The organism is Burkholderia sp. PR2, from assembly GCF_052372875.1.
Classification (GTDB): Bacteria; Pseudomonadota; Gammaproteobacteria; order Burkholderiales; family Burkholderiaceae; genus Burkholderia; species Burkholderia diffusa.
Genome location: NZ_JBQRWH010000004.1, coordinates 1,400,330 through 1,421,893, shown reverse-complemented (window position 1 = coordinate 1,421,893; position 21,564 = coordinate 1,400,330). Strand labels below are relative to the sequence as shown.

Below are 21,564 nucleotides of genomic sequence, written 5' to 3'. Positions count from 1 at the left end.
CGGCCCTGTCAGGCGGACGGCTCGTCGATCGCGGGCAGCGACACCGTCACCGCGGTGCCGACACCCACTTCGCTGTCGACCGTCACGCTGCCGCCGTGGCGCGTGACGACCGTCTTCACGAATGCCATGCCGAGCCCCGAGCCCGAGATTTCAGGCCGCTCGCCCGCATGGAATCGCTTGAAACGCTCGAACAGATGCCGCTGATCTTCCGGCGCAATGCCGTACCCCTGATCGCGAATCGTACAGAACATCCGCTTCGACGCATGCTCGACCGTCAGCGTACACGTGATCACCGTGTCGGACGGACTGTATTTGACCGCATTGTTCAACAAGTTGACGAACGCGCGCGTGATCAGCGAGCGGTCGGCACGCGCCCAGCACATGTCGGTGCCGACGTCGGTCTCGATGCGGATGCGCTTCGCCTGCGCCTGCGGCCAGACTTCGTCGCTCGCGTCGATCAGCACGTCGACGAGACTGGTCGGTTCGAGCTGATATGCCTGCGACTCCGCGCGCGCCAGCTGCACGAACTCGTCGGCGAGTGACAGCGCGCGGTGCGCATACCGCTCGATCCGCGCGAGCAGCCCGCGCATCGCGTCGGTTTCGACGCGATCGCGCTCGATCTCGACGAGCGCGAGGATCGACGACTGCGGCGAGCGCATGTCGTGCGACAGCAGGTGCAGCGCCTCCTCGCGCTGCCGCTCGGCCGCGTGCAGTTCGGTCACGTCGACGAGGCCGGCGATCCAGCCCGTCACGTGGCCCTGCGCATTCGTACACGGGGCGTAGCGTAACAGATGGTCGAGCCCGTCGCGATCGCGCACCTCGATGCCGCGCGCCATCGCTTCGTCTTCGGCCCCGAGCGTCGGGTCGAGCGCGGCCGGCCAGTGTTCGCGGATCGTGACGTCGTGTTCGGCGTTGCCGTCGACGGTCTTCACGAAGGTCAGCTCGCCGAGCGCGGCGCGCAGCGGCCGCCCTTCCGGCAGCGGCAGCGCGAGGCGTTCCCCGTAGCGCTTCGCCGCGTGGTTCGCGATCAGCACGGTCCCGGCCAGGTCGGTGACGAAGATCGGCTCCGGCATGCTGTCGAGGCTGTCCCACACGAAGCGCTTCATGTCCTGGACGCGCTGCGCGGCCTGCGCCATCAGCGCCATCTGCCGTTCGAGCACGTCGCCGCCGACGCTGCGCGTGCGCGGCGCCTCGGGCAGCAGATGCGGCTCGTCGGCCAGCCGCTGCAGTTCGCGGCGCAGGTACGACATCGTCATTTCCAGGCGCCGCCAGTTCCAGATCGGGTAGACGGCGATCAGCCCGAAGATCGCCGGCGCGGGCGACAGCCACACGCGCGCCTCGAACAGCAGCGCCAGGCTCGCGACGACGGACAGCGCGGCCAGGCTCAGCGTCAGCAGCAGCGCGCGCCACGGCGACAGCATCAGGAATCCGCCCAGCAGCACGGCGAGCGGCAGCAGCGATGCGGCGAAGAGCCAGATACGAGACGCGGGCAGGATCGCGCTGCCGGTGGCCAGCATGTCGAGCACGTTCGCATGAATGTACACGCCGGCGAGCGGGCCGAAGTCACCCGACACCGGGGTCGCGAAGCGGTCGTAGAGGCCCGATGCGGTCACGCCGACGACGACGATCTTGCCGCGCAGCGCGTCGGGTTTCACACGCCCTTCGAGCACGTCGTCGAACGACAGCGTCGGATAGGCGGGCGTGTTGCGGCTGAACGGGATCAGGTAGCGGCCCTCGCCGGTCGCGTCGCGCGACAGGTCGTGCGCATTCGCGCCGGGCACACCGCCGACCGGATGCAGCCGGCCGGCCTGGATCGCACGATAGACGGGCACCATCAGTTGCGGCCAGCGCACGCGTCCGTCGCTTTCGAACAGCGCGACGCTGCGCACGATACCGTCGGGGTCGACTTCGAGATTGATGTGGCCAAGCCCCATCGTGCGTGCCGACAGCTCGGCCACCGGCGGATCGATGGTGCGCGTGCCGTCCGCCTGCTCGGGACTCAGCAAGACAGGCAGGAAGGTCGGCACACGGGTCATTGCGTCCGCGAACGCGCGATCTTCCGGCGACGGCTCGGTAAACAGCACGTCGTAGACGACGGCAGCCGGCTGCGCACGCGCCAGCGTGTCGAGCAGCCGCGCGTGCACGCTGCGCGGCCACGGCCAGCGACCGAGTGCGGACACGCTCTGGTTGTCGATGTCGACGACGACGACATCGGGCGACAACGGCAGGCTGCGCAGCATCAGCAGCCGGTCGTAGATGAGCCCGTCGACGCTGGACGAGAACCGGCCGAACGCGCACGCGAGGATTACCGCGATCCCGAGGCAGCCGATCGCGATCCACTCGATCAGGAAGCGGCGGCCGAGGCGCCGCCGCGGGGAAACGGAGTCGGTTTTCATGCGCCGCGGGTCAGCGCGACAACGTGAACGCGCTGACCGGACTCGTCTTCTGATAGAACTTGCCGCCGTCGAACTCCTCGACCGTCACCGCCCAGTAGTAGTCGCCGGGCGGCAGGTGCGAAACCGTGATCCTGCGCGCCTGCAGGCCCATCTGGTCGACGACCGGCGCGCTCAGGTCCTTCGAGCGCGACAGCACGAACCGATAACGCGCATCCTTGCTCGCGCCGTTCGGCGACCAGCGGAACTCATAGCCGTTCGGGCCGGGCGACGCCGTCGCGTCGAGCCCCATCAGGCGCCGCTCGAACGCGTAAATGTGCGGCATGCCTTCGAGGCCGTTGTCGTCAATCGCGGCAATCCGGACGAAGTACGTACCGTTCGGCACCTCGCGGAACACCGCGCGCGACGAGACCGTGCGCGTTTCGCTGAACAGCTCGAGCATGCCCGCGTCGCGCGCGAGCTGCAGGTGATAGGCATGCGCACGCTCGAGCGGCACGATGTCGAACGTGAGGTCGGACTCGTCCTGCACCTTGTCGGGATGCATGAGCGCGGGCGCCGGCAGCAGTGGCACGGGTGCGCCGACCGCGCCGGACGACGTCGAGACGCTGCCGAAGTTCGCATGCACGAGCGTCGGATCGGCCGACTGCTGCTTGCCCGCGACGCCGACGGTGCCGTCGAGCACCTCGACGCGCGTCGCCGCGTTGCCGGCGGCGTCGTAGTTCACGCGGAACCGCGTGCCGCGCACACCGGCCACGACCGACGGCGAGCGGATCTGGAAGCGGTCGTCGCGCTTCTTCAGATGCGTGACCTCGCTGTCGACCGAGCCGCGCGTGAGTTCGAATTCGCGATCGAGCGTGCCGGTCAGCACGGTGCGGCGCAAGGTCTTCAGGTCGAGCTGACTGTCGGGCGGCAGGCTCATGTGCGTGCCGTCGGCCAGTTCAAGCGTCAGGAAGCCGTTCGCGCCCGTGCGCACGCGGTCGCCCTCGGTGAGCGTCGCATCGCTCACGAGCGGCGCGTAAGCGGCGCCGGACGCGCGCTCGGCCGTGCCCTGCACTGCGACGACGCGCGCGGTCAGCTTTTCCTTGCGCAAGCGCGCGACGGGCAGCTTCAGCACAACGCCCGGCTGCAGGCGCTTCGGCGCGGGCACGCCGTTGATCTGCTGCAGGAGTTGCCAGTCGTCCGGCCCCTGCAGGTAGCGCGCGGCGACGTCGTACAGCGTGTCGCCGGCATGCGTGCGGTAGACGACCGTCTTGCCCACGGCAGCGGGCGGCTGCGCAACGGCCTGCTGTGCCGCGAACGCGAACGCAACCGCGACCGCGCACGCCGCGTGCAGTGCCGCCGTGCGCAAGCGCGCCGTGCGCTGCGTGATTCGCTGGGTCACTCCGGTTCTCCCTGGCCGACCCGCTCGAGCCGGTAGCCGTAGCCGTAGATCGGCGCGAGGCGATAGCCGTTTTCCGGCCGCAGGCCGAGCTTCGTGCGCAGCATCGAGATGTGCGTGTCCATCGTGCGCGACGGAATGTCGGTCGCCTGCTTCCACACGAGATCGAGAATGTGCGCGCGCGACAGCGGTCGGTCGAGGTGCTGGAACAGCAGCAGCGCGAGCTCGAATTCCTTCTGCGTGAGGCTCACGGCCTTGTCGCCGACGTACGCCTGCTTCAGGTTCACGTCGAAGCGGAACTGGTCGAACTCGCGAACGGTCGCCTCCGCGTTGACCGGATACGCGCGCCGCAGCAGCGAGCCGATGCGCGCGCGCAGGATCGGGCCCGACACGGGCTTGACCACGTAATCGTCGGCGCCGGCATTGAGGATCTGCGTGATCCCCGCCTCGTCGTCGCGGCTCGTCATGAAGATGATCGGCAGGCTGTGCTCGGTCTGGTTCGCACGCACCCACTTGAGCACTTCCTCGCCGGACATGTCCGGCACATTCCAGTCGAGCACGAGCAGATCGAACGTCTCGCGCTGCAGACGCTTCTTCAGGGCCTTGCCTTCCTTGAACGCATAGCATGTGTGGCCGGCGGCCGTCAGCGTTTGACTGACGAAATCCGTCTGGGCCGGATCGTCATCCAGTACAGCAATTCTCATAGCACCCCGCAAATCGAAATCGATTCGTCCAGTTCAGCTCCCCGCGCTCACCCCGCGCAACCGCCGACGCCGGCCGGCGAGCCGTCGTTTGCCGAGCGCGCAACCTGCGCGACACGGCACCCCGGCAAAATATCTCGAAAACGGGGCACGGACGAACCGGCGATTTCACCATAGTAGTATGAAATTCGCCAAGAAATTGCGCGAACTACGGTCCTTTATTCGAATAATCCTTCCCGTCGCGCGATCACGCGCCTAGTCGGGGCCCGCCTTGCCGGCCACCGGCTCGGCCAGATCGTCGGTCGACAGGCGCCGCAGCCGCGCGGCCGGGAGATCTTCCGGCTGCCGCAGCAGCCGCTCCAGCTGGCCGCGCACGCGCTCCCACGCCGGCGCCGCGTAGTCGGGCTGGCTCGCCGCCCACGTCTGCGCGATATCGAACACGCGCTCGACCGTTGCGCCGCAATACGTGAAGCCTGCGCCGTCGTCCTGCGCGGCGCCGCGCAGCCTTTCATCGAGCGATTCGGCCAGCCACGGCATCTCGGCCGCCGCCGAATCGGCATACGCTTCCAGCGCGGCACGCGCGTGGCGATCCCGTTCCGGGTCGAGCTCGATCCGGCTCAACCCCGCCGCGCGTGCGGGCGCGATGCATTCCGCTGCGGACGGACTTCGAATGGTCCCTGGTCTGAAGGACATGTCCTCTCCCCGTTTGTACGACGGTAGCGTCAGGCATGGCCCCCGTGCCAGCCTCATGTGACGTACCGTGGCCGGCGCATCCATCCGAGACGGACGACCGGCCGGGTCAGTATACGCAGCCGGCCGTGTGACGAGGTTTAAGAATTGTCAGAGGTGTCAGAGGCGCGGCCAGGCCGCAACGAGCGCTGCCCGTGCGGGTGCCGCAAGCGGCGCGTGATGCGGACCGTCAGCGGCGCCGCATCAGGAACACGAACGTCTTGTCCTGGGTCGTCACTTCGACGATCTCGTTGCCCGTCTGCTTCGCGAACGCGGCGAAATCGCGCTGCGAGCCCGGATCGGTCGCGAGCACCTTGAGGATCTGCCCACTCTCCATATCGGCGAGCGCTTTCTTGGCGCGCAGGATCGGCAACGGGCAATTGAGCCCGCGCGCATCCACTTCCTTGTGAATCTGCATCGGTTGTCGACCTTCGAATGACGCGCCACACGGGCGCGGGAGGAAACAGCGATTTTACCGCAGCGCCCCCCTGCCCGCGCGGCCGGGGCCCGGTCATGCGGCGCGGCGCGCCCGCCCTCGCGAGCCCTCGCCCGTCAGGCGCCCGTGAAACCGCCCGCGAGCCGCTCGCGCAGGTGCCGCACGAGCGCGCGCACGGCACTCGGCACGACCGGGCTGTACGGCCGGATCGCGAAGATGTGGTCGCCGAACGCGCCCGACGGACGCCAGCCATCGAGCAGCGCGACGAGCCGGCCGGCGTCGAGATCGCGCCGCGCGCTGAAATCCGGCAGCAGCGCGATGCCGAGCCCGCCGAGCGCGGCCTCGCGCATCGCCTCGCTGTTATTCGCCGCAAAGCTGCCGCGCACGGGCACGCTCACGCGCTGGCGCCGGCGGCCGTCCGGCTCGAAGCTCCAGGCCGCCGGTTCGTTGTCGCGCAGGTAGCACAGGCAGCTGTGGTCGACGAGTTCGCTCGGGTGGCGCGGCGTGCCGCGCGCGTCGAGGTAGTCTCGGCTCGCGACGAGCAACGAACGCGTGTCGCACAGCTTCCACGCGACGTGGGTTTGCGGCGCGATCGTCGTATGGCGGATCGCGAGGTCGAAACCCTCCTGCGTCAGCGAATGCAGCCGGTCGGACAGGTCGAGTTCGATATGCACGCCCGGATGCTGCCGCAGGAAATCGGGCAAGTGCGGCACGACCTGCTGGCGCCCCAGCGCGACGGGCACCGTCACGCGCAGCAGCCCGCGCGGTTCGCCGGCCAGGTCCTTCACGCGCGCGAAGTGCTGGCCGATCGATTCGAACGCGTCGCGCGTGCTGTCGACCAGCGTCTGCCCCGCGTCGGTGAGCCGAACGCTGCGCGTCGTGCGCCGCACCAGCGGCACGCCGGCCGCCTTCTCGAGATCGGCGATGCGCTGGCTCATCGCGGCCTTGCTGATGCCGAGCCGCTGCGCGGCAGCCGTGAAACTGCCTGCCGCCGCCAGCACGGTCAGCGAATGGATATGCGGCCAGAGCGCCTGGACATTTTGCTGATTCATTCGCCGATTATTCAGAATTCTGAACAGTGAATCAAGCTGCGCGGCCTTCTCCCGCCCCGCCGCTTTGCCTAGACTAGGTTCCGTCCACCCCCATCCTCTGGAGACACGATGAACCCGGTTCCCGCCTACACGTCCGACGCCGACGTCGGCCACTATGTCGACGGCGCGCCCGTTGCCGGCCGCAGCGGCCGCTTCCAGGACGTCCTCAATCCGGCGCTCGGCCGCGCGGTGCGCCGCGTCGCGCTCGCCGGCGACGACGAGGTGCAGAAAGCCGTCGCGTCCGCCCACGCCGCGTTCCCGGCCTGGGCCGAGACGCCGCCGATCCGCCGCGCACGCGTGCTGCACCGCTTCCTGCAGTTGATGAATGAACACCGCGACGCGCTCGCCGCGATCATCACGGCCGAGCACGGCAAGGTGTTCTCCGACGCGCAGGGCGAAGTCGCGCGCGGCATCGACATCATCGAATTCGCATGCGGCGTGCCGCAGCTTCTGAAGGGCGACTTCACCGATCAGGTCAGCACCGGCATCGACAACTGGACGATGCGCCAGCCGCTCGGCGTTGTCGCCGGGATCACGCCGTTCAACTTCCCCTGCATGGTGCCGTGCTGGATGTTCCCGGTCGCGCTCGCGACGGGCAACACGTTCGTGCTGAAGCCGAGCGAACGCGACCCGTCGGCGGCGCTGTTCATGGCCGACCTGCTGACGCAGGCCGGCCTGCCCGCCGGCGTGTTCAACGTCGTGCAGGGCGACAAGGGCGCGGTCGACGCGCTGCTCGACCATCCGGATGTGCAAGCCGTCAGCTTCGTCGGCTCGACACCGATCGCGGCCTACGTGCAGCAGCGTGCGGTTCAGTCGGGCAAGCGCGTGCAGGCGCTCGGCGGCGCGAAGAACCACCTCGTCGTGATGCCCGACGCGAACATCGAGCAGGCGGTCGACGCGCTGATCGGCGCCGCGTACGGCTCGGCGGGCGAACGCTGCATGGCGATCAGCATCGCGGTGCTGGTCGGCGACGTGGCCGACAAGATCGTGCCGGCGGTCGCCGAGCGCGCGCGCGCGCTGGTGATCGGCGACGGGATGTCGCCGGAAGTCGAGATGGGCCCGATCGTCACCGGCGAAGCGCTGAAGCGCATCGAAGGCTATATCGAGCAAGGCGTGAGCGAAGGCGCGCAACTGGTGGTCGACGGGCGCGGGCTGCGCGTGCCGGGCCGCGAGGCAGGCTTCTTCACCGGCGGCACGCTGTTCGATCATGTGACGCCCGACATGCGCATCTACAAGGAAGAAATCTTCGGGCCCGTTCTCGGCTGCGTGCGCGTGAAGGACTTCGGCGAAGCGGTCGACCTGATCAACGCGCACGAGTTCGGCAATGGCGTGTCGTGCTTCACGAGCGACGGCGGCATCGCGCGCGAATTCGCGCGGCGCATCCAGGTCGGCATGGTCGGCATCAACGTGCCGATTCCGGTGCCGATGGCATGGCACGGCTTCGGCGGCTGGAAGAAGAGCCTGTTCGGCGACATGCATGCATACGGCGAGGAAGGCGTGCGCTTCTACACGCGCCAGAAGTCGGTGATGCAGCGCTGGTCATCGAGCATCGGCAAGGGTGCCGAGTTCGCGATGCCGACCGCGAAGTAAGCGCGATGGGTATGCCGCCCGCCGGATGTGCCCTCGGGCGGCAGGCATGCGGAAGGCCGGTGTCAGCCGGCCTTCGTGCCGTGCGCTCCGTCGGCGGTCGGCAGGTACGACAGCTCGAGCCGGTATGCGAGCGCCACGAACAGGCTCTGCGCGAGGCCCATCGTCGCGGTCAGCGCACGGAACCCGAACGTCGCGCTGTCCTGCACCATCAGTGTCACCTCGGCATCCCGCGCCAGCGGGCTCATCCGGCTGTCGGTGATCGCGATCAGGCGCGCGCCGCGCTGCACGGCCTGCTGCGCGACCTGCACCGTCTCTTCCGCGTACGGCATGAACGAGATCACGATCATCACGTCGCCTTCGCGCACCGACCGGATCTGCCCGAGATGCATGCTGCCGAGCGCGCTGAACAGGCCGATGCGCTTGTCGGTGTGCTGCAGCGCGTAGTCGAGATAGACGGCGATCGGAAACGCGCGGCGCGAGCCGGCGATCCAGATTGCCTGCGTGTCGGCGAGCAGGTCGACGGCCTGCGCGAGCGCCTGCGGGTCGAGCGTCTGCCGCAGCTGCTGCATCCCGGCAATGCTGCCCTTGATGAATTCGTCGGCGATCTGCTCGGGCTGCAGGCTCGACGAGCCCGATTCGATGACGTCGCGCAATCGCAGGTTGTACGCGCGGCCCGGCGCGATCTGCTGGGCCAGGCCCTCGCGGAACAATCGCTGCATCTCGGAGAAGCCGGAAAAGCCGAAATGCTTCGCGAACCGCACGACGGCCGACGGCTGGACCCCGCACGCCTCCGCGAGCGACTGGATGCCTTCCAGGCCAAGCTGATCCCGATTCGTTTCCACGTGACGCGCGATCACCTTCAGGCGATTGCTGAGGCCGTCGTACTCCTGCGTCAGATGCTGCAGGAACTGCTCGACGGTGGCGGGAGGTTTCTCGGATGAACTCATCGGATAGCGCGAAATTGACGGCCCCGATGCGCGCGCGATACCGACGCACGCCGCCCGGGACTCACCTGTACACATGCATGAAGGGCGAATTTAATCACGTTTGCGGCACGGACCGCGCCGCACGCTCGCTCCCACGCGCTCGATCATCACCTGCACACGCTCCACGGCTTGGCTGGAAACGATTTTCCAACGTGCTTGCCCCGGCGTAAAGACTAGGGCGTTCACCGACGCCGATGCCGGCATCGCCCCTCCATCGCTCAACGATAGTCGACCCACACGCCGCCCGCATCGGCGGAGCGCACGCAGTTCTCGACCCATCGCACGCCCTCGACACCCGCGCGGACGTCCGGAAAATGGATGCCCTCCAACGCCTGCCCGTCGCCGCGATCGGCGGCGTCCATCGCGAGCGCGAAGCGCGCATACAGGTTCGACCACGCTTCGAACAGCCCTTCCGGATGCCCGGCGCCGATGCGATCCTCGCGCAATGCCTGCGGATGCAGATACCCCATCCCGCGATCGAGCACCTGCGCGGGCTGCCCCTGGATTTCGTAGCGCAACTGGTTCGGATGCTCGTCCCACCATTCGACGCTCGCCTTCGACCCGATCACGCGCACCTTCTGTCCGTGCATCGACCCCGCGTTCACCGCGCTCGACCAGACGTAGCCGATCGCGCCGGTGTCGTATTCCATGATCGTGAACGCGTTGTCCTCGAGCGGCGCGCGGCTCTTCACGAAGCTCTGCCTCGAACACATCAGCCGCTTGATCTTCAGTTCCGGCGCCATCACTTCCGAGATGTACAGCGGATGCGTGCCGATGTCGCCGAGCACGTAGCTCGGGCCCGCGAACTTCGGGTCGACGCGCCAGCGTGCAGCCGCGCTCGCGGCCTCGACGCCCTCGCTGTGGAAGCCGTGCGCGAACTGCATCTGCACGATGCGGATCTCGCCGAGATCGCCGCGCGCGATCATCTCGCGCGCCTGCTCGATCATCTGGTGTCCGGAATAACCGTACGCGACGCCGACGATGCGATTCTTCTCGACCGACAGCCGCTGCAGCGCCTCGGCCTCCTCGGTCGTGAAGCACAGCGGCTTCTCGCAGACAACGTGCAGCCCAGCGCTCAGCGCCGCGCGGCAGATCTCGAAGTGCGTGTTGTTCGGCGTCGCGATCGACACCGCGCGGATGCCGTCGGCGCGCTTCGCCTCGGCTTCGAACATCGTCGCGTAATCGGGATAGCAGCGTTCGGCCGCGACACCGAGCTTCACGCCGAATTGCCGGCCGCGCTCGGCATCGATGTCGAACGCGCCGGCGACCAGCTGGAAACTGCCGTCGCGCAACGCGGCCGATCGGTGGCTGTAGCCGATCTGGCTGCCGAGGCCGCCGCCGACCATGCCCCAGCGAATCGAATGTCCAAGCAGAATCTGTCCGTCAATCATGATGGTGGTGTTCCTGGTACGTGTTCATAAGATCATGCAAAACCGGCCGACGCGAGAAACGCGCGGCTCGCGGCGACGTCGCGCAGGCTCGTGCCGGCGTTGCGCGGGTCGCGCTCCTGCTCGATCGTGATGTAACCGGCGTAGCCGATCTCGTCGAGCGCCTGGCGGATCGCGCGGTAGTCGAGCACGCCGGTGCCGATCGGGCACATCACGCCGCGCGCGCACGCGGCGAAGAACGCGATGTGCTCGCCCATCACCGCGTCGTACACCGCCGCGTCGATATCCTTGAAATGCACGTAGTCGACGCGCGCCGCGTGACGGCGCAGCCAGGCTTCCGGCTCCATGCCCGAGTAGTACAGGTGGCCCGTGTCGAGACAGAGGCCGGCCGTGTCGGCCGGAATGTCCGCGACGATCCGGTCGATCTCGTCCGCGAACTCGATGTAGCCGCCCGCGTGCGGATGAATCACCGCGCGCACGCCGAACTCGTCGCGCGCGATCGTCGCGATCTGCCGGATATGGTCGACCATCGTCGACCAGCGCTCGTCCGACAGCCGCGGCGCACGATCGCCGTGGCCGGCCGCGTAGTCGCGTTCCTCGTGGCCCCAGTCCATCACGACCAGGTACGGCGCCGCATGGCGCTGGCCGTCCTGCGTCGGCAGCCTGGGCAGCCGCGTGATCAGCGCGCAGATGTCGCGGGTCTGGCGCAGCAGGTTCGGCAGGTTCTCCGGCGACACGAGATCGTCGAAGATCGTGCCGGCGGTGATGCTCAGGCGTTGCTGCTCGAGCTCGGCGCTCACCACGTCCAGTTCGAGCGGAATGTAGCCGTAGGGCCCCAGCTCGATGCCCGAGTAACCGGCCTGCGCGGCCTCGGCGAGCACCTGCCGCCACGGCGGCAGGTGCGGGTTCTTCACGTCGTCGACACCCCAGCAGCACGGTGCGCAGCCAATCTTCATCGTCATGTCGGTCGGTCCGTTAGACAAGCGGCGGGTGGCCGCGGATCAGCCGCGATAGAACGCGGGACGGTCGGCCATCGCGATCGGTTCGACCGCGCCGCTCTTCTGTGCGCGCACGCACGCATCGGCCGCGACCGCCGCTGCGTAGCCGTCCCACGCGGACGGCCCGGTCAGCGCGCCCTGCCGCACGCCGTCGATGAACGCCTGCAGCTCGACGTCGTACGACGCGATGAAGCGCTCCTTCCAGTCGGTCATGATCTCGACCGACTGCCGTGCCGCATGCTTGAGCCCGACGGCCGGCGGATCGGGCAGCTTTGCGATGCCCTGCTCGCCGACCACCTCGCACTGGATGTCGTAGCCGTACTGGCAGTTCACGAAGACCTCGACGTCGATGCGCACGCCGCTCGCGGTTTCGAGCAGCACGATCTGCGGATCGGCGAGATGCGCTAACGCATGGCGCGTCTTCTTCGGATAGACGACCTGCGCGCTCGTGTAATCCTCGCCGAGCAGCCAGCGCAACACGTCGAGTTCGTGGATCAGCGTGTCGGTGATCGCCATGTCGGTCGTGTAGCGCTCGCCGACCGACTGGTTGCGGTGCGCGCAATGCAGCATCAACGGTGCGCCGATTTCGCCGCTGTCGATCACGCGCTTCAGCGCGCGATAGCCTTCGTCGTACGGCCGCATGAAGCCGACCTGCACGAGCCGCTTGCCGTGCGCGACTTCGGCTTCGACGATCCGCATGCAGCCGTCGGCCGTGACGGCCAGCGGCTTCTCGCAGAACACCGGCTTGCCGTGCGCGATTGCGTCGAGCACGAACGCTTCGTGCGTCGGCCCCCACGACGTGACGAGCACGGCCTGCACGTCGGCGGCCGCGACGACCTCGTGGCCGTCGCCGTAGATCTCCGCATCGAGCCCGTACTTCGTCACCGCGTCGCGCGCCTGCTGCGGATCGATGTCGTTGACGGCCACGACGCGCGCGCCGGACAGCGTGCGGGTCAGTCTGCGGATATGGTCCTGGCCGATCGCGCCGCAGCCGATCACGCCGATTTGCAAGGTCATCTACGAGTCTCCAGTCGTTCATCAGCGGCGCGGCCCGTGCCGCGCCGGTCAACAATCGGTCAGCGCGCGGTGCGGTCGAAATGGCGATCGACGTAGCGCTGGATGGTGTCGCGCATGTAGCGCGACGATGCTTCCGCGCGGTCCTCCCACGCGAACACGCACGACGACATCACGCCGTCGAAGCCGGCGGTGCCGAGCGCGCGGAAAAACACGTCCCAGTCGATCTCGCCCTGCCCGATGTCGAGATGCTGGTGCACACGGATCTGGTTCGAACCGGGCGGGTTCACGATGTAGCGCAGCTGGCTGCTCTTGCGGTGGTCGAACGTATCGGCCACGCGCGCGTGCGCGAGGATCGGCGCGGCCTGCGCGATCATCGCGGCCATGTCGTCGCCGTAGTAGAACGTGTGCGGCGCGATGTACGACAGCTTCAGCGACGGCGAGCCGAGGTTCGTGACGATGTCGATTGCCGGCTGCAGCTGCTCGATCCAGTCCTCCGGATGCGGCTCGACAGACAGCACGATGCGTTCGCGCTCCAGAATCGGCAGCAGTTCGTCCATCGACCGGAACCATGCGGCCTCGCACAGCTCCTTCGGGTTCGCCCCCGGCCGCTCGCCGACCGAGCGCTCGGGCGACGCGCCGCGCCCGAACTCCGACACCATCAGCGCGCACTCCATCTCGACCGCCACCTCGATCGCCTTCTTCCAGCACCGCACGGCCCATTGCCGCTCGTCGTCGAACGGGCTCGCCCAGCGGTACATCGGCTGCAGCGACGCGAGGCCGACGCCGCTTGCGCGCATCGCCTGGCGGAACGCGGCCATGCGCTCGCGGGTCGCACGCGGCATCACCCACCAGTCGAGAAAGTCGCTGCGCGGCGACAACTCGATCTGGTCGTAGCCGAGCTCGGCCACCGCGTGCGGCAGCCGGTCGAGCGGCAGGTGGCGAATCATGTAGGGATCCAGCGCAATCTTCATCGGGCTTCCTTCGCGAATGGGGGTGGCTGACGCGAGCGCAGGCGTGCGCTCAGCGGCGCTTCTTCTTGTTGCGATACTGGTCGGCGATCACGGCCGCGACGATGATCGCGCCCTTGACCATCTCCTGGTAATACGCGTCGATCCGGATGAACGTGAAGCCCGACGTCATCACGCCGAGGATCAGCACGCCGATCACGGTGCCCGTCACGCGCCCGAGACCGCCCGACAGCGACGTGCCGCCGATCACGACGGCCGCGATCGCGTCGAGCTCGTACATCACGCCCATGCCCGACTGGCCGGAGATCGCACGCGCGGCCGTCACGGTGCCGGCAATGCCGCTCAAGAGGCCCGCGATCGCATAGACGAACACCAGGTGACGCGTGACGTTGATGCCCGACACGACGGCCGCGTGACGGTTCGCGCCGATCGCGTACGTGTACTTGCCGAAGCGCGTGTAGCGCAGCACGACGTGGAAGATCGCGGCCACCACGACGAAGATGATGACCGGGTTCGCCCCCGCGCCGATCGCCGCGAACTGGTCGGTCAGCATCGACACCGGCATCCCGTTGGTGAACCACTTCGCGAAGCCGCGCGCGGCAACCATCGTGCCGAGCGTCGCGATGAACGGCGGGATTCCCGTCAGCGCGATCAGCGAGCCGTTCAGGAGGCCGACCAGCAGGCCGACGCACACGCCGGCCAGCACCGGCCAGATGATCGGCAGGTCGGTCAGGTGCGGGAACACCGCGCGCGGAAAATCGGATACCTGTGCGAGACTGGCCGACACGACGGCCGCCGCGGCGACGACCGACCCCGACGACAGGTCGATCCCGCTGGTGATGATCACGAGGTTCACGCCGACCGCGATGATGCCGATCACGGCCATCTGCAACACGATGATCTCGAGCCGCTCGGCGTTGAACAGGAAGCTCTGGCCGACGACGAGCCAGCCGATCACCTCGAAGAACAGGCTGATGCCCACCAGCACCAGGAAGATGCTCAGCTCGGGCGGCCACTTCGCGTGCCGCGTCTTGATCGTCATGGACTGCGCGTCCGCGACCGGATTCAGGTTGCCCATTTCAGTTGTCTCCATGCTTGTTGCGGCTCAGCGCGAGGCCAGGTCCATGATGCGGACCTGGTCGGCGTCCTTGCGCTCGACGATGCCGGTCATCCGGCCTTCGTGCATCACCATCACGCGGTCGCTCATGCCGAGCACTTCCGGCATTTCCGACGAGATCATCAGAACCGCGACGCCCTTGCCGGCGAGCGCGCTGACGAGCCGGTGGATCTCGGCCTTCGCGCCGACGTCGATCCCGCGCGTCGGCTCGTCGAGGATCAGGATGCGCGGTTGCGTCAGCAACCACCGGCCGATCAGCACCTTCTGCTGGTTGCCGCCCGACAGGTTCTGGATTTCCTCGTGCAGCCCCGGCGTCTTCACGCGCAACATCCGGCTCATTTCCTCGCAGTCGCGCTTCAACTGCGCCTGCCGCACGAAATTGAACTTCACGTAGCGATGGCTGAGCACCGCCGCTTCCATGTTCGCGAGCAGGTCGAGATTCAGGAAGCAGCCGGTGTCCTTGCGGTCCTCGGTGAGGAACGCCATCCCGTGCTTCATCGCCTGCGCGGGCGTGGAAACTCGCACCGGCTTGCCGTCGATCCGGATCTCGCCCGTGGTCGCCGGCACGACGCCGAACAGCGCCTCCGCGACGTTCGAGCGCCCCGAGCCGACGAGGCCCGCCACACCGAGGATCTCGCCCGCGCGCAGCTCGAAGCTGACGTCGCGGAACACGCCGTCGACGCCGAGGTTCTTCACGGCCAGCACGACGTCGCCGATCGGCACCTCCTCCTTCGGGAACATCTGCGTGATCTCGCGGCCGACCATCATCCGGATGATGTCGTCGCGCGTGACGTCGGTCGACGCATGCGTGCCGATGTACTTGCCGTCGCGGAACACCGAGAATTCGTCGGCGATCTCGAACAGCTCGTTCATCTTGTGCGTGATGTAGACGATGCCCTTGCCCTGCTCGCGCAGCTGGCGAATGATCCGGAACAGGTGTGTGACCTCCTTGTCGGTCAGCGCGGAAGTCGGCTCGTCCATGATCAGCACGTCCGAGTCGAATGACACGGCCTTCGCGATCTCGACCATCTGGCGGCTCGCGACCGTCAGCGTGCGCACGTCGGCTTCAGGGTCGATGTCGATCGACAGCCGCTCGAACAGCGCGGCGGTGCGGCGGCGCAGCTCGGCGTGATCGATCAGGCCGAAGCGGTTCTTCGGTTCGCGGCGGATCCAGATGTTCTCCGCGACCGTCATGTACGGCATCAGGTTGAGTTCCTGGTGGATCATCGCGATCCCGCGATCGAGCGCGTCGAGCGGGCCGCTCAGCACGACCGGCTCGCCGTTGATCAGGATCTCGCCCTGGTCGGGCGTGTAGACGCCGGCGATGATCTTCATCAGCGTCGACTTGCCGGCGCCGTTCTCGCCCATCAGCGCATGCACGGTGCCGCGGCGCACGCGGAACTGCACGCCGTCGAGCGCGACGACGCCGGGAAACGACTTGCCGACGCCGCGCGCCTCCAGCAGGCAATCGTCGACGGGCGCAGCGGACGAACCCGATGCGGCGAACGAGGCGGCCGGCGCGCTTTCGCTGGCCATCGAGCGCGCCATCCTGGCTGTAAACATGGACGTTCCTCGAAATTCACACGCGAACCCGGACGCGCCGGGCCCGCGCAGTTCAGCGGAAAAACCGGTCAGTGCTTCGCGTACTGGTTCATGTTCTCGGGCGTGACGAGCTCGAACGGCACGTTCACGTAGCGGTCGACCGGCTGCTTCTTCGCGAGCTTCAGCGCGGTCGCGACAGCCTGCGCACCCTGCCCGGCCGCGTTCTGGTACACGGACACCTTCAGGTCGCCGCTCTTCATCGCCGCGAGCCCGTCCGGCGTCGCGTCGATGCCCGCGACGACCGTTTTCGGCGTCAGCTTGCGCGCGGCCTTCAGCGCGTTGATCGCGCCGATCGCCATTTCGTCGTTGTTCGACACGATCGCGTCGAACTTCGTCCCGGAGCTCAGCCAGTTCATCGTGATGTCCTGGCCCTGCGTGCGGCTCCACTTGCCTTCGCGCTTGTCGACGATCTTCATGCCGGAACAGTCCTTGGTCGCGATCACGTCCTCGATGTCCTTGGTGCGGGCGCGGGCCGACTCGTTGGACAGCTCGCCCATCAGCACGAGGATGTCGCCCTTGCCGCCGAGCAGCTTGCACACCTGGCGCGCCTGCAGCGTGCCGGACTGTTTCTCGTCGGACGCGACCACCGCGACGCCGGCCGGCAACTTGTCGAAATCGACCGGCTTGCGGTTCACGTAGACGAGCGGAATCTTCGCGGCGGTCACCATCTTCGTGATCTTCGGCGTCGCGTCGGTGTCGACCGCATTCACGATGATCGCGTCGACCTTCTGCGCGATCATGTTCTGGACCTGGCTCAACTGCTTGCCGACGTCGTTGCCGCCGTCCTCGATCTGTACGGTCGCGCCGTCCTTCTTCGCCGAATCGGCGATGCTGTTGCGCAGGATCGTCAGGAACGTGTCGTCGAACGATGCCATCGTCACGCCGATCTTCTCGGCATGCGCGAGCGGCATGGCCAGGATCGCGGCGGCCGCGGCGGCCATCAGCTTGGTCTTCATGATCACTCTGTCTCCTCATCTCCGGGGGGCGGAAAACGGCGCGTTGCGCGCCGCCGGGCCGAGTCCGATAACGGACTGAAGCATCCGGATGAAACTGTAGATCACTTCCTCGAACATTTGGAAATTTATTTCTACGTGATTTCACCTAGGGAACTGGATTTCCAAAAAGTCTAGACTCCGTTCCGTAGCCCGAGTCGTTGCGGCAGGCGCATTCGCGTCGCGTCGTGACATGCGACGAAGATCCGTCGCTGGATCGGTCCCCAATCCGCCGGCATGGTCGAACGCCGGCCGCGAGCGTGATACGTGATATGAGCCCGTTGAACTTTCCGACTGACCGCCCCGTCGATCTCGCCTGCCTCGGCCGCGTCGCCGTGGACCTTTACGCGCAACAGTACGGCAGCCGCCTGGAAGACGCGCGCAGCTTCCAGATGTATCTCGGCGGCTCGTCGGGCAACGTCGCGTTCGGCGTCGCCCGGCTCGGGCTGAAGACCGCGATGATCTCGCGCGTCGGCGACGAGCAGATGGGCCGCTTCGTGCGCGAGACGCTCGAGCGCGAAGGCTGCGACACGAGCCAGCTGCAGACGGATCCGGAACGGCTGACCGCGCTGGTGCTGCTCGGTCTGAAGGATCGCGACACGTTCCCGCTGCTGTTCGTACGCGAGAATTGCGCGGACATGGCCGTGCGCGCCGACGAGATCCGCGAGGACTTCATCGCCGGTTGCCGCGCGCTCGCGATCACGGGCACCCATCTGTCGACGCCGGGCACCCGCGAGGCATCGCTGACCGCGCTCGGCTACGCGCGCCGCCACGGCGTCGTGCGGATCCTCGACATCGATTACCGGCCGGTGCTGTGGGGGCTGACCGCGCGCGGCGCGGGCGAAAACCGTTACGTGCCGGACGCGCAGGTCACACGGCAGTTGCAGCAGGTGCTCGGCGAATTCGATCTGCTGGTCGGCACCGAGGAAGAATTCCTGATCGCGGGCGGCGTGCCGCACGACCTGATCGCGTCGCTGCAGGCCGTGCGCCGCGCGAGCGGCGCGGCGCTGGTGGTCAAGCGCGGTGCGCTCGGCTGCTGCGTGATCGAGGGCGACATCCCCGCACGCATCGAGGATGCGCCGACCTTCCATGGCGAACGCGTCGAAGTGCTGAACGTCCTCGGCGCGGGCGACGCGTTCCTGTCGGGCCTGCTGTCCGGGCTGCTGCGCGGGCGCGACTGGGCCGAATCGACGCGCATCGCGAATGCGTGCGGCGCGATCGTCGTGTCGCGCCACGCGTGTTCGGCCGCGATGCCGACGCCTGCCGAGCTCGCACACTGGTTCGGCGGCAGCCGCAATCCGCGGGTGGACGCCGATCGCACGCTCGCGCACCTGCATCGCGTGACGGTGCCGCGCCGCGAATGGGACGACCTGTGCGTGATGGCGTTCGACCATCGCAGCCAGTTCTACGAACTCGCGGTGCAGGCCGGCGCGGACGAGGCGCGCATCAAGACGCTGAAGCGCCTGCTCGTGCGCGCGGCCGAACAGGTCGAGCGCGATCGCCATATCGAAGGCCATGTCGGCGTGCTGATCGACGGCGGCGCGTACGGCAGCGACGCGCTCGCGTCGGCCACCGGCCGCGGCTGGTGGGTCGGCCGCCCGGTCGAACTGCCCGGCTCGCGGCCGCTGTGTTTCGACGACACGCGCTCGGTCGGCTCGTCGCTCACGCACTGGCCGACCGAGCAGGTCGTGAAGTGCCTCGTCCACTACCACCCCGATGACGACGTCGACCTGCGCGTCGCGCAGGAGCAGCGCGTGCTGGAGCTGTGGGAAGCCACGCGCGCGAGCGGCAACGAGTTGCTGCTGGAAATCATTCCGCCGCGCGCGGTCACGCCGGCCGGCACCGAGGACGACGCGGTGCTGCGCACGGTCGCGCGCTTCTACAACCTCGGCGTGATGCCCGAGTGGTGGAAGCTCGCGCCGATGAGCGCCGACGGCTGGGCGCGGCTCGAGACGCTGGTTGCCGAGCGCGACCCGTACTGCCGCGGCGCGGTGATCCTCGGGCTGAACCAGCCGCTGCAGTATCTCGTCGACAGCTTCCGCTCGGCGACCAATCCGATCGTCAAGGGCTTCATGGTCGGCCGTACGCTGTGGGCCGACGCGTCGCTGCACTGGCTCGCCGGCCGGATCGACGACCAGGCGCTGATCGACGAAGTGGCCGGCAATTTCGCGCAGCTGGTCGACGCCTGGCTCGGCCGCCGTGCCGCCGCGCGCACCGCGGCAGCAGCCTGATGCAGATGTCCGTGACGACCACCCGACTCCTCTTGATCGACAGACGATGACCACCACCGTGAGACTGACCGTCAGCCAGGCGCTCGTGCGCTACCTGGCCGCCCTGCGCGCCGAAGTCGTCCAGCCGGACGGCCGCACCGAGATCCTGCCGTACTGCGGCGGCGTCTTCGCGATCTTCGGGCACGGCAACGTGGCCGGGCTCGGCGAAGCGCTGCACGCCGAAAAGGACCGGCTGCCGACGTTCCGCGCGCACAACGAGCAAGGCATGGCGAATGCGGCCGTCGCGTTCGCGAAAGCGAATTTCCGCCAGCGGATGATGGCGGCGACGTCGAGCATCGGCCCCGGCGCGACCAACATGCTGACCTCCGCCGCGCTCGCGCACGTCGGCCGGCTGCCGCTGTTGCTGCTGCCCGGCGACGTGTTCGTGTCGCGCTTGCCCGACCCGGTGCTGCAGCAGGTCGAGGATTTCGAACAGGGCGACGTCAGCGCGAACGACTGCTTCCGGCCGGTGACGCGCTACTTCGACCGGATCACGTCGCCGGAACAGTTGCTCGTGGCGCTGCCGCGCGCGATCCAGGTGATGACCGATCCCGCACAGTGCGGACCCGTGTGTCTCGCGCTGCCGCAGGACGTGCAGACCTTCGCGTACGACTGGCCGGAGGATTTCTTCGCGCCGCCGGTGATCCGGATGCGCCGGCCGCCCGCGGACTCGCTCGAACTCGCGGATGCGCTGGACGTGCTGAAGGCCGCGAAGAAGCCGCTGATCGTCGCCGGCGGCGGCGTGCTGTACAGCCAGGCATGGGACGCGCTGCGCACGTTCGCCGACACGCATGGCGTGCCGGTCGCCGAATCGCAGGCCGGCAAGGGCAGCCTCGCGTGGGACCACCCGCTGAACCTCGGCTCGATCGGCGTGACGGGCTCGCCTGCCGCGAACCGCGCGGCCGCACAGGCCGACGTGGTGTTCGCGATCGGCACGCGCCTGCAGGACTTCACGACCGGCTCGCACGCGCTATTCGGCAACGCGACGCTGCTGAGCCTGAACGTGCAGCCGTTCGACGCGGGCAAGAAACGCGGCCGGCAATTGATCGCCGACGCGCGCACCGGCCTCGGCCAGCTGTCGGCCGCGCTCGCGGGCTGGCAGGCGGATGCGGCGTGGACCGCCGCGAACCGCGACCAGGCCGCCGCGTGGAACGCGCGCGTGACCGAGCTGACCACGCGCGTGCCGAAGGACACGCTGCCGTACGACGCGGAAGTGATCGGCGCGGTGCGCGACTCCGCGGCCGACGCGGGGCACGACAGCGCGCGCGACGATCTCGTCGTGTGCGCGGCCGGCACGCTGCCAGCCGAGCTGCACAAGCTGTGGCGCAGCGGCGTGCCGGGCAACTATCACATGGACTACGCGTACTCGTGCATGGGCTACGAGGTCGCGGGCGGCCTCGGCGCGAAGCTCGCGCGGCCCGAGCGCGAAGTGATCGTGATCGTCGGCGACGGCTCGTACATGATGCTCAACGCGGAGCTCGCGACGTCCGTGATGCTCGGCCGCAAGATCATCGTCGTGATCCTCGACAACCGCGGCTACGGCTGCATCGAGCGGCTGCAACTGAACTGCGGCGGCGCGAGCTTCAACAACATGCTCGACGACTGCGTGCCCGAGGGCGGCGAACGCTCGACGATCGACTTCGCGATGCATGCGCGCGCGATGGGCGCCGAAGCCGTGCACGTGCGCGACGTCGGCGAGCTGCGCGGCGAAATGAAGCGTGCGCGCGCGGCGAAGACGAGCCAGGTCATCGTGATCGACACGACGCACGAGCGCACGACCGCGGACGGCGGCGCGTGGTGGGAAGTCGCGGTGCCGCAAGTGTCCGCGCGCGCCGGCGTCGACGATGCGCATCGCGCGTATCTCGACGCGAAGACCCGGCAGCGGCGCTGACACGCTTTCCGTTTCAA

General features: G+C 68.1%; 17 protein-coding genes. 3 read left to right on the top strand and 14 right to left on the bottom strand.

Annotated features, from left to right (window positions below; genetic code table 11):
• Positions 1–8 precede the first annotated feature (8 nt).
• The 6 genes from ACT2FV_RS23835 to ACT2FV_RS23810 all read right to left on the bottom strand — a co-directional run bounded on the left by ACT2FV_RS23835 (position 9) and on the right by ACT2FV_RS23810 (position 6,689).
• Entirely contained in the window at positions 9–2,396 is a 2,388-nt protein-coding gene (locus ACT2FV_RS23835) for a CHASE2 domain-containing protein (protein WP_444504935.1), read from the bottom strand.
• Between the two features lie 10 nt (positions 2,397–2,406).
• Positions 2,407–3,774 (bottom strand): FecR family protein, encoded by a 1,368-nt coding sequence (locus tag ACT2FV_RS23830; RefSeq protein ID WP_151049671.1) that lies wholly within the window; start codon positions 3,772–3,774, stop codon positions 2,407–2,409.
• On the bottom strand, positions 3,771–4,475 hold the full coding sequence (locus ACT2FV_RS23825) for a response regulator transcription factor (protein WP_006402120.1): 705 nt from the start codon (positions 4,473–4,475) through the stop codon (positions 3,771–3,773). The genes ACT2FV_RS23830 and ACT2FV_RS23825 overlap by 4 nt, the downstream gene beginning before the upstream one ends.
• Positions 4,476–4,727: 252 nt before the next feature.
• Positions 4,728–5,165 carry a peptidase gene (locus tag ACT2FV_RS23820; protein ID WP_444504934.1) on the bottom strand — a complete coding sequence of 146 codons (438 nt, stop codon included), beginning with the start codon at positions 5,163–5,165 and terminating at the stop codon, positions 4,728–4,730.
• A gap of 226 nt (positions 5,166–5,391) precedes the next feature.
• Positions 5,392–5,619, bottom strand: coding sequence for a sulfurtransferase TusA family protein (locus ACT2FV_RS23815; protein WP_006753156.1), 228 nt, complete (start codon positions 5,617–5,619; stop codon positions 5,392–5,394).
• Positions 5,620–5,753: 134 nt separating this feature from the next.
• Positions 5,754–6,689 carry a LysR family transcriptional regulator gene (locus tag ACT2FV_RS23810; protein ID WP_059606543.1) on the bottom strand — a complete coding sequence of 312 codons (936 nt, stop codon included), beginning with the start codon at positions 6,687–6,689 and terminating at the stop codon, positions 5,754–5,756.
• A 108-nt stretch (positions 6,690–6,797) separates the two neighbouring features.
• On the opposite strand from ACT2FV_RS23810, the gene ACT2FV_RS23805 reads away from it, so the two are divergent.
• Positions 6,798–8,318: a CoA-acylating methylmalonate-semialdehyde dehydrogenase gene (locus tag ACT2FV_RS23805; RefSeq protein WP_444504933.1), complete on the top strand. Its 1,521-nt coding sequence runs from the start codon at positions 6,798–6,800 to the stop codon at positions 8,316–8,318.
• 62 nt (positions 8,319–8,380) lie between these two features.
• Here the strand turns inward: ACT2FV_RS23805 and ACT2FV_RS23800 are convergent, their stop codons facing one another.
• From ACT2FV_RS23800 to ACT2FV_RS23765, 8 genes are all read right to left on the bottom strand, one after another.
• On the bottom strand, positions 8,381–9,265 hold the full coding sequence (locus ACT2FV_RS23800) for a MurR/RpiR family transcriptional regulator (protein WP_124626518.1): 885 nt from the start codon (positions 9,263–9,265) through the stop codon (positions 8,381–8,383).
• 257 nt (positions 9,266–9,522) lie between these two features.
• The gene (locus ACT2FV_RS23795; protein ID WP_444504932.1) at positions 9,523–10,695 is read right to left on the bottom strand and encodes a Gfo/Idh/MocA family protein; all 1,173 of its coding nucleotides are present in this window, start codon (positions 10,693–10,695) and stop codon (positions 9,523–9,525) included.
• Positions 10,696–10,727: 32 nt separating this feature from the next.
• Positions 10,728–11,654, bottom strand: a complete 927-nt coding sequence (locus ACT2FV_RS23790) for a TIM barrel protein (RefSeq protein WP_124903708.1) — start codon at positions 11,652–11,654, stop codon at positions 10,728–10,730.
• Positions 11,655–11,693: 39 nt separating this feature from the next.
• A complete protein-coding gene (locus tag ACT2FV_RS23785; RefSeq protein WP_059606532.1) occupies positions 11,694–12,707 on the bottom strand; it encodes a Gfo/Idh/MocA family oxidoreductase in 1,014 nt (337 codons plus the stop codon).
• Positions 12,708–12,766: 59 nt separating this feature from the next.
• The gene (locus ACT2FV_RS23780; protein WP_059606530.1) at positions 12,767–13,678 is read right to left on the bottom strand and encodes a sugar phosphate isomerase/epimerase family protein; all 912 of its coding nucleotides are present in this window, start codon (positions 13,676–13,678) and stop codon (positions 12,767–12,769) included.
• 49 nt (positions 13,679–13,727) lie between these two features.
• Positions 13,728–14,753 carry an ABC transporter permease gene (locus ACT2FV_RS23775; RefSeq protein WP_151050285.1) on the bottom strand — a complete coding sequence of 342 codons (1,026 nt, stop codon included), beginning with the start codon at positions 14,751–14,753 and terminating at the stop codon, positions 13,728–13,730.
• Positions 14,754–14,780: 27 nt separating this feature from the next.
• Positions 14,781–16,355, bottom strand: coding sequence for a sugar ABC transporter ATP-binding protein (locus tag ACT2FV_RS23770; protein WP_444504931.1), 1,575 nt, complete (start codon positions 16,353–16,355; stop codon positions 14,781–14,783).
• Between the two features lie 68 nt (positions 16,356–16,423).
• Positions 16,424–17,350, bottom strand: a complete 927-nt coding sequence (locus ACT2FV_RS23765) for a sugar ABC transporter substrate-binding protein (protein ID WP_059681725.1) — start codon at positions 17,348–17,350, stop codon at positions 16,424–16,426.
• A gap of 308 nt (positions 17,351–17,658) precedes the next feature.
• On the opposite strand from ACT2FV_RS23765, the gene ACT2FV_RS23760 reads away from it, so the two are divergent.
• Positions 17,659–19,617: a bifunctional 5-dehydro-2-deoxygluconokinase/5-dehydro-2-deoxyphosphogluconate aldolase gene (locus ACT2FV_RS23760; protein ID WP_059606522.1), complete on the top strand. Its 1,959-nt coding sequence runs from the start codon at positions 17,659–17,661 to the stop codon at positions 19,615–19,617.
• Positions 19,618–19,663: 46 nt separating this feature from the next.
• Positions 19,664–21,547, top strand: a complete 1,884-nt coding sequence (gene iolD / locus ACT2FV_RS23755) for a 3D-(3,5/4)-trihydroxycyclohexane-1,2-dione acylhydrolase (decyclizing) (protein WP_444504930.1) — start codon at positions 19,664–19,666, stop codon at positions 21,545–21,547.
• Positions 21,548–21,564 lie beyond the last annotated feature (17 nt).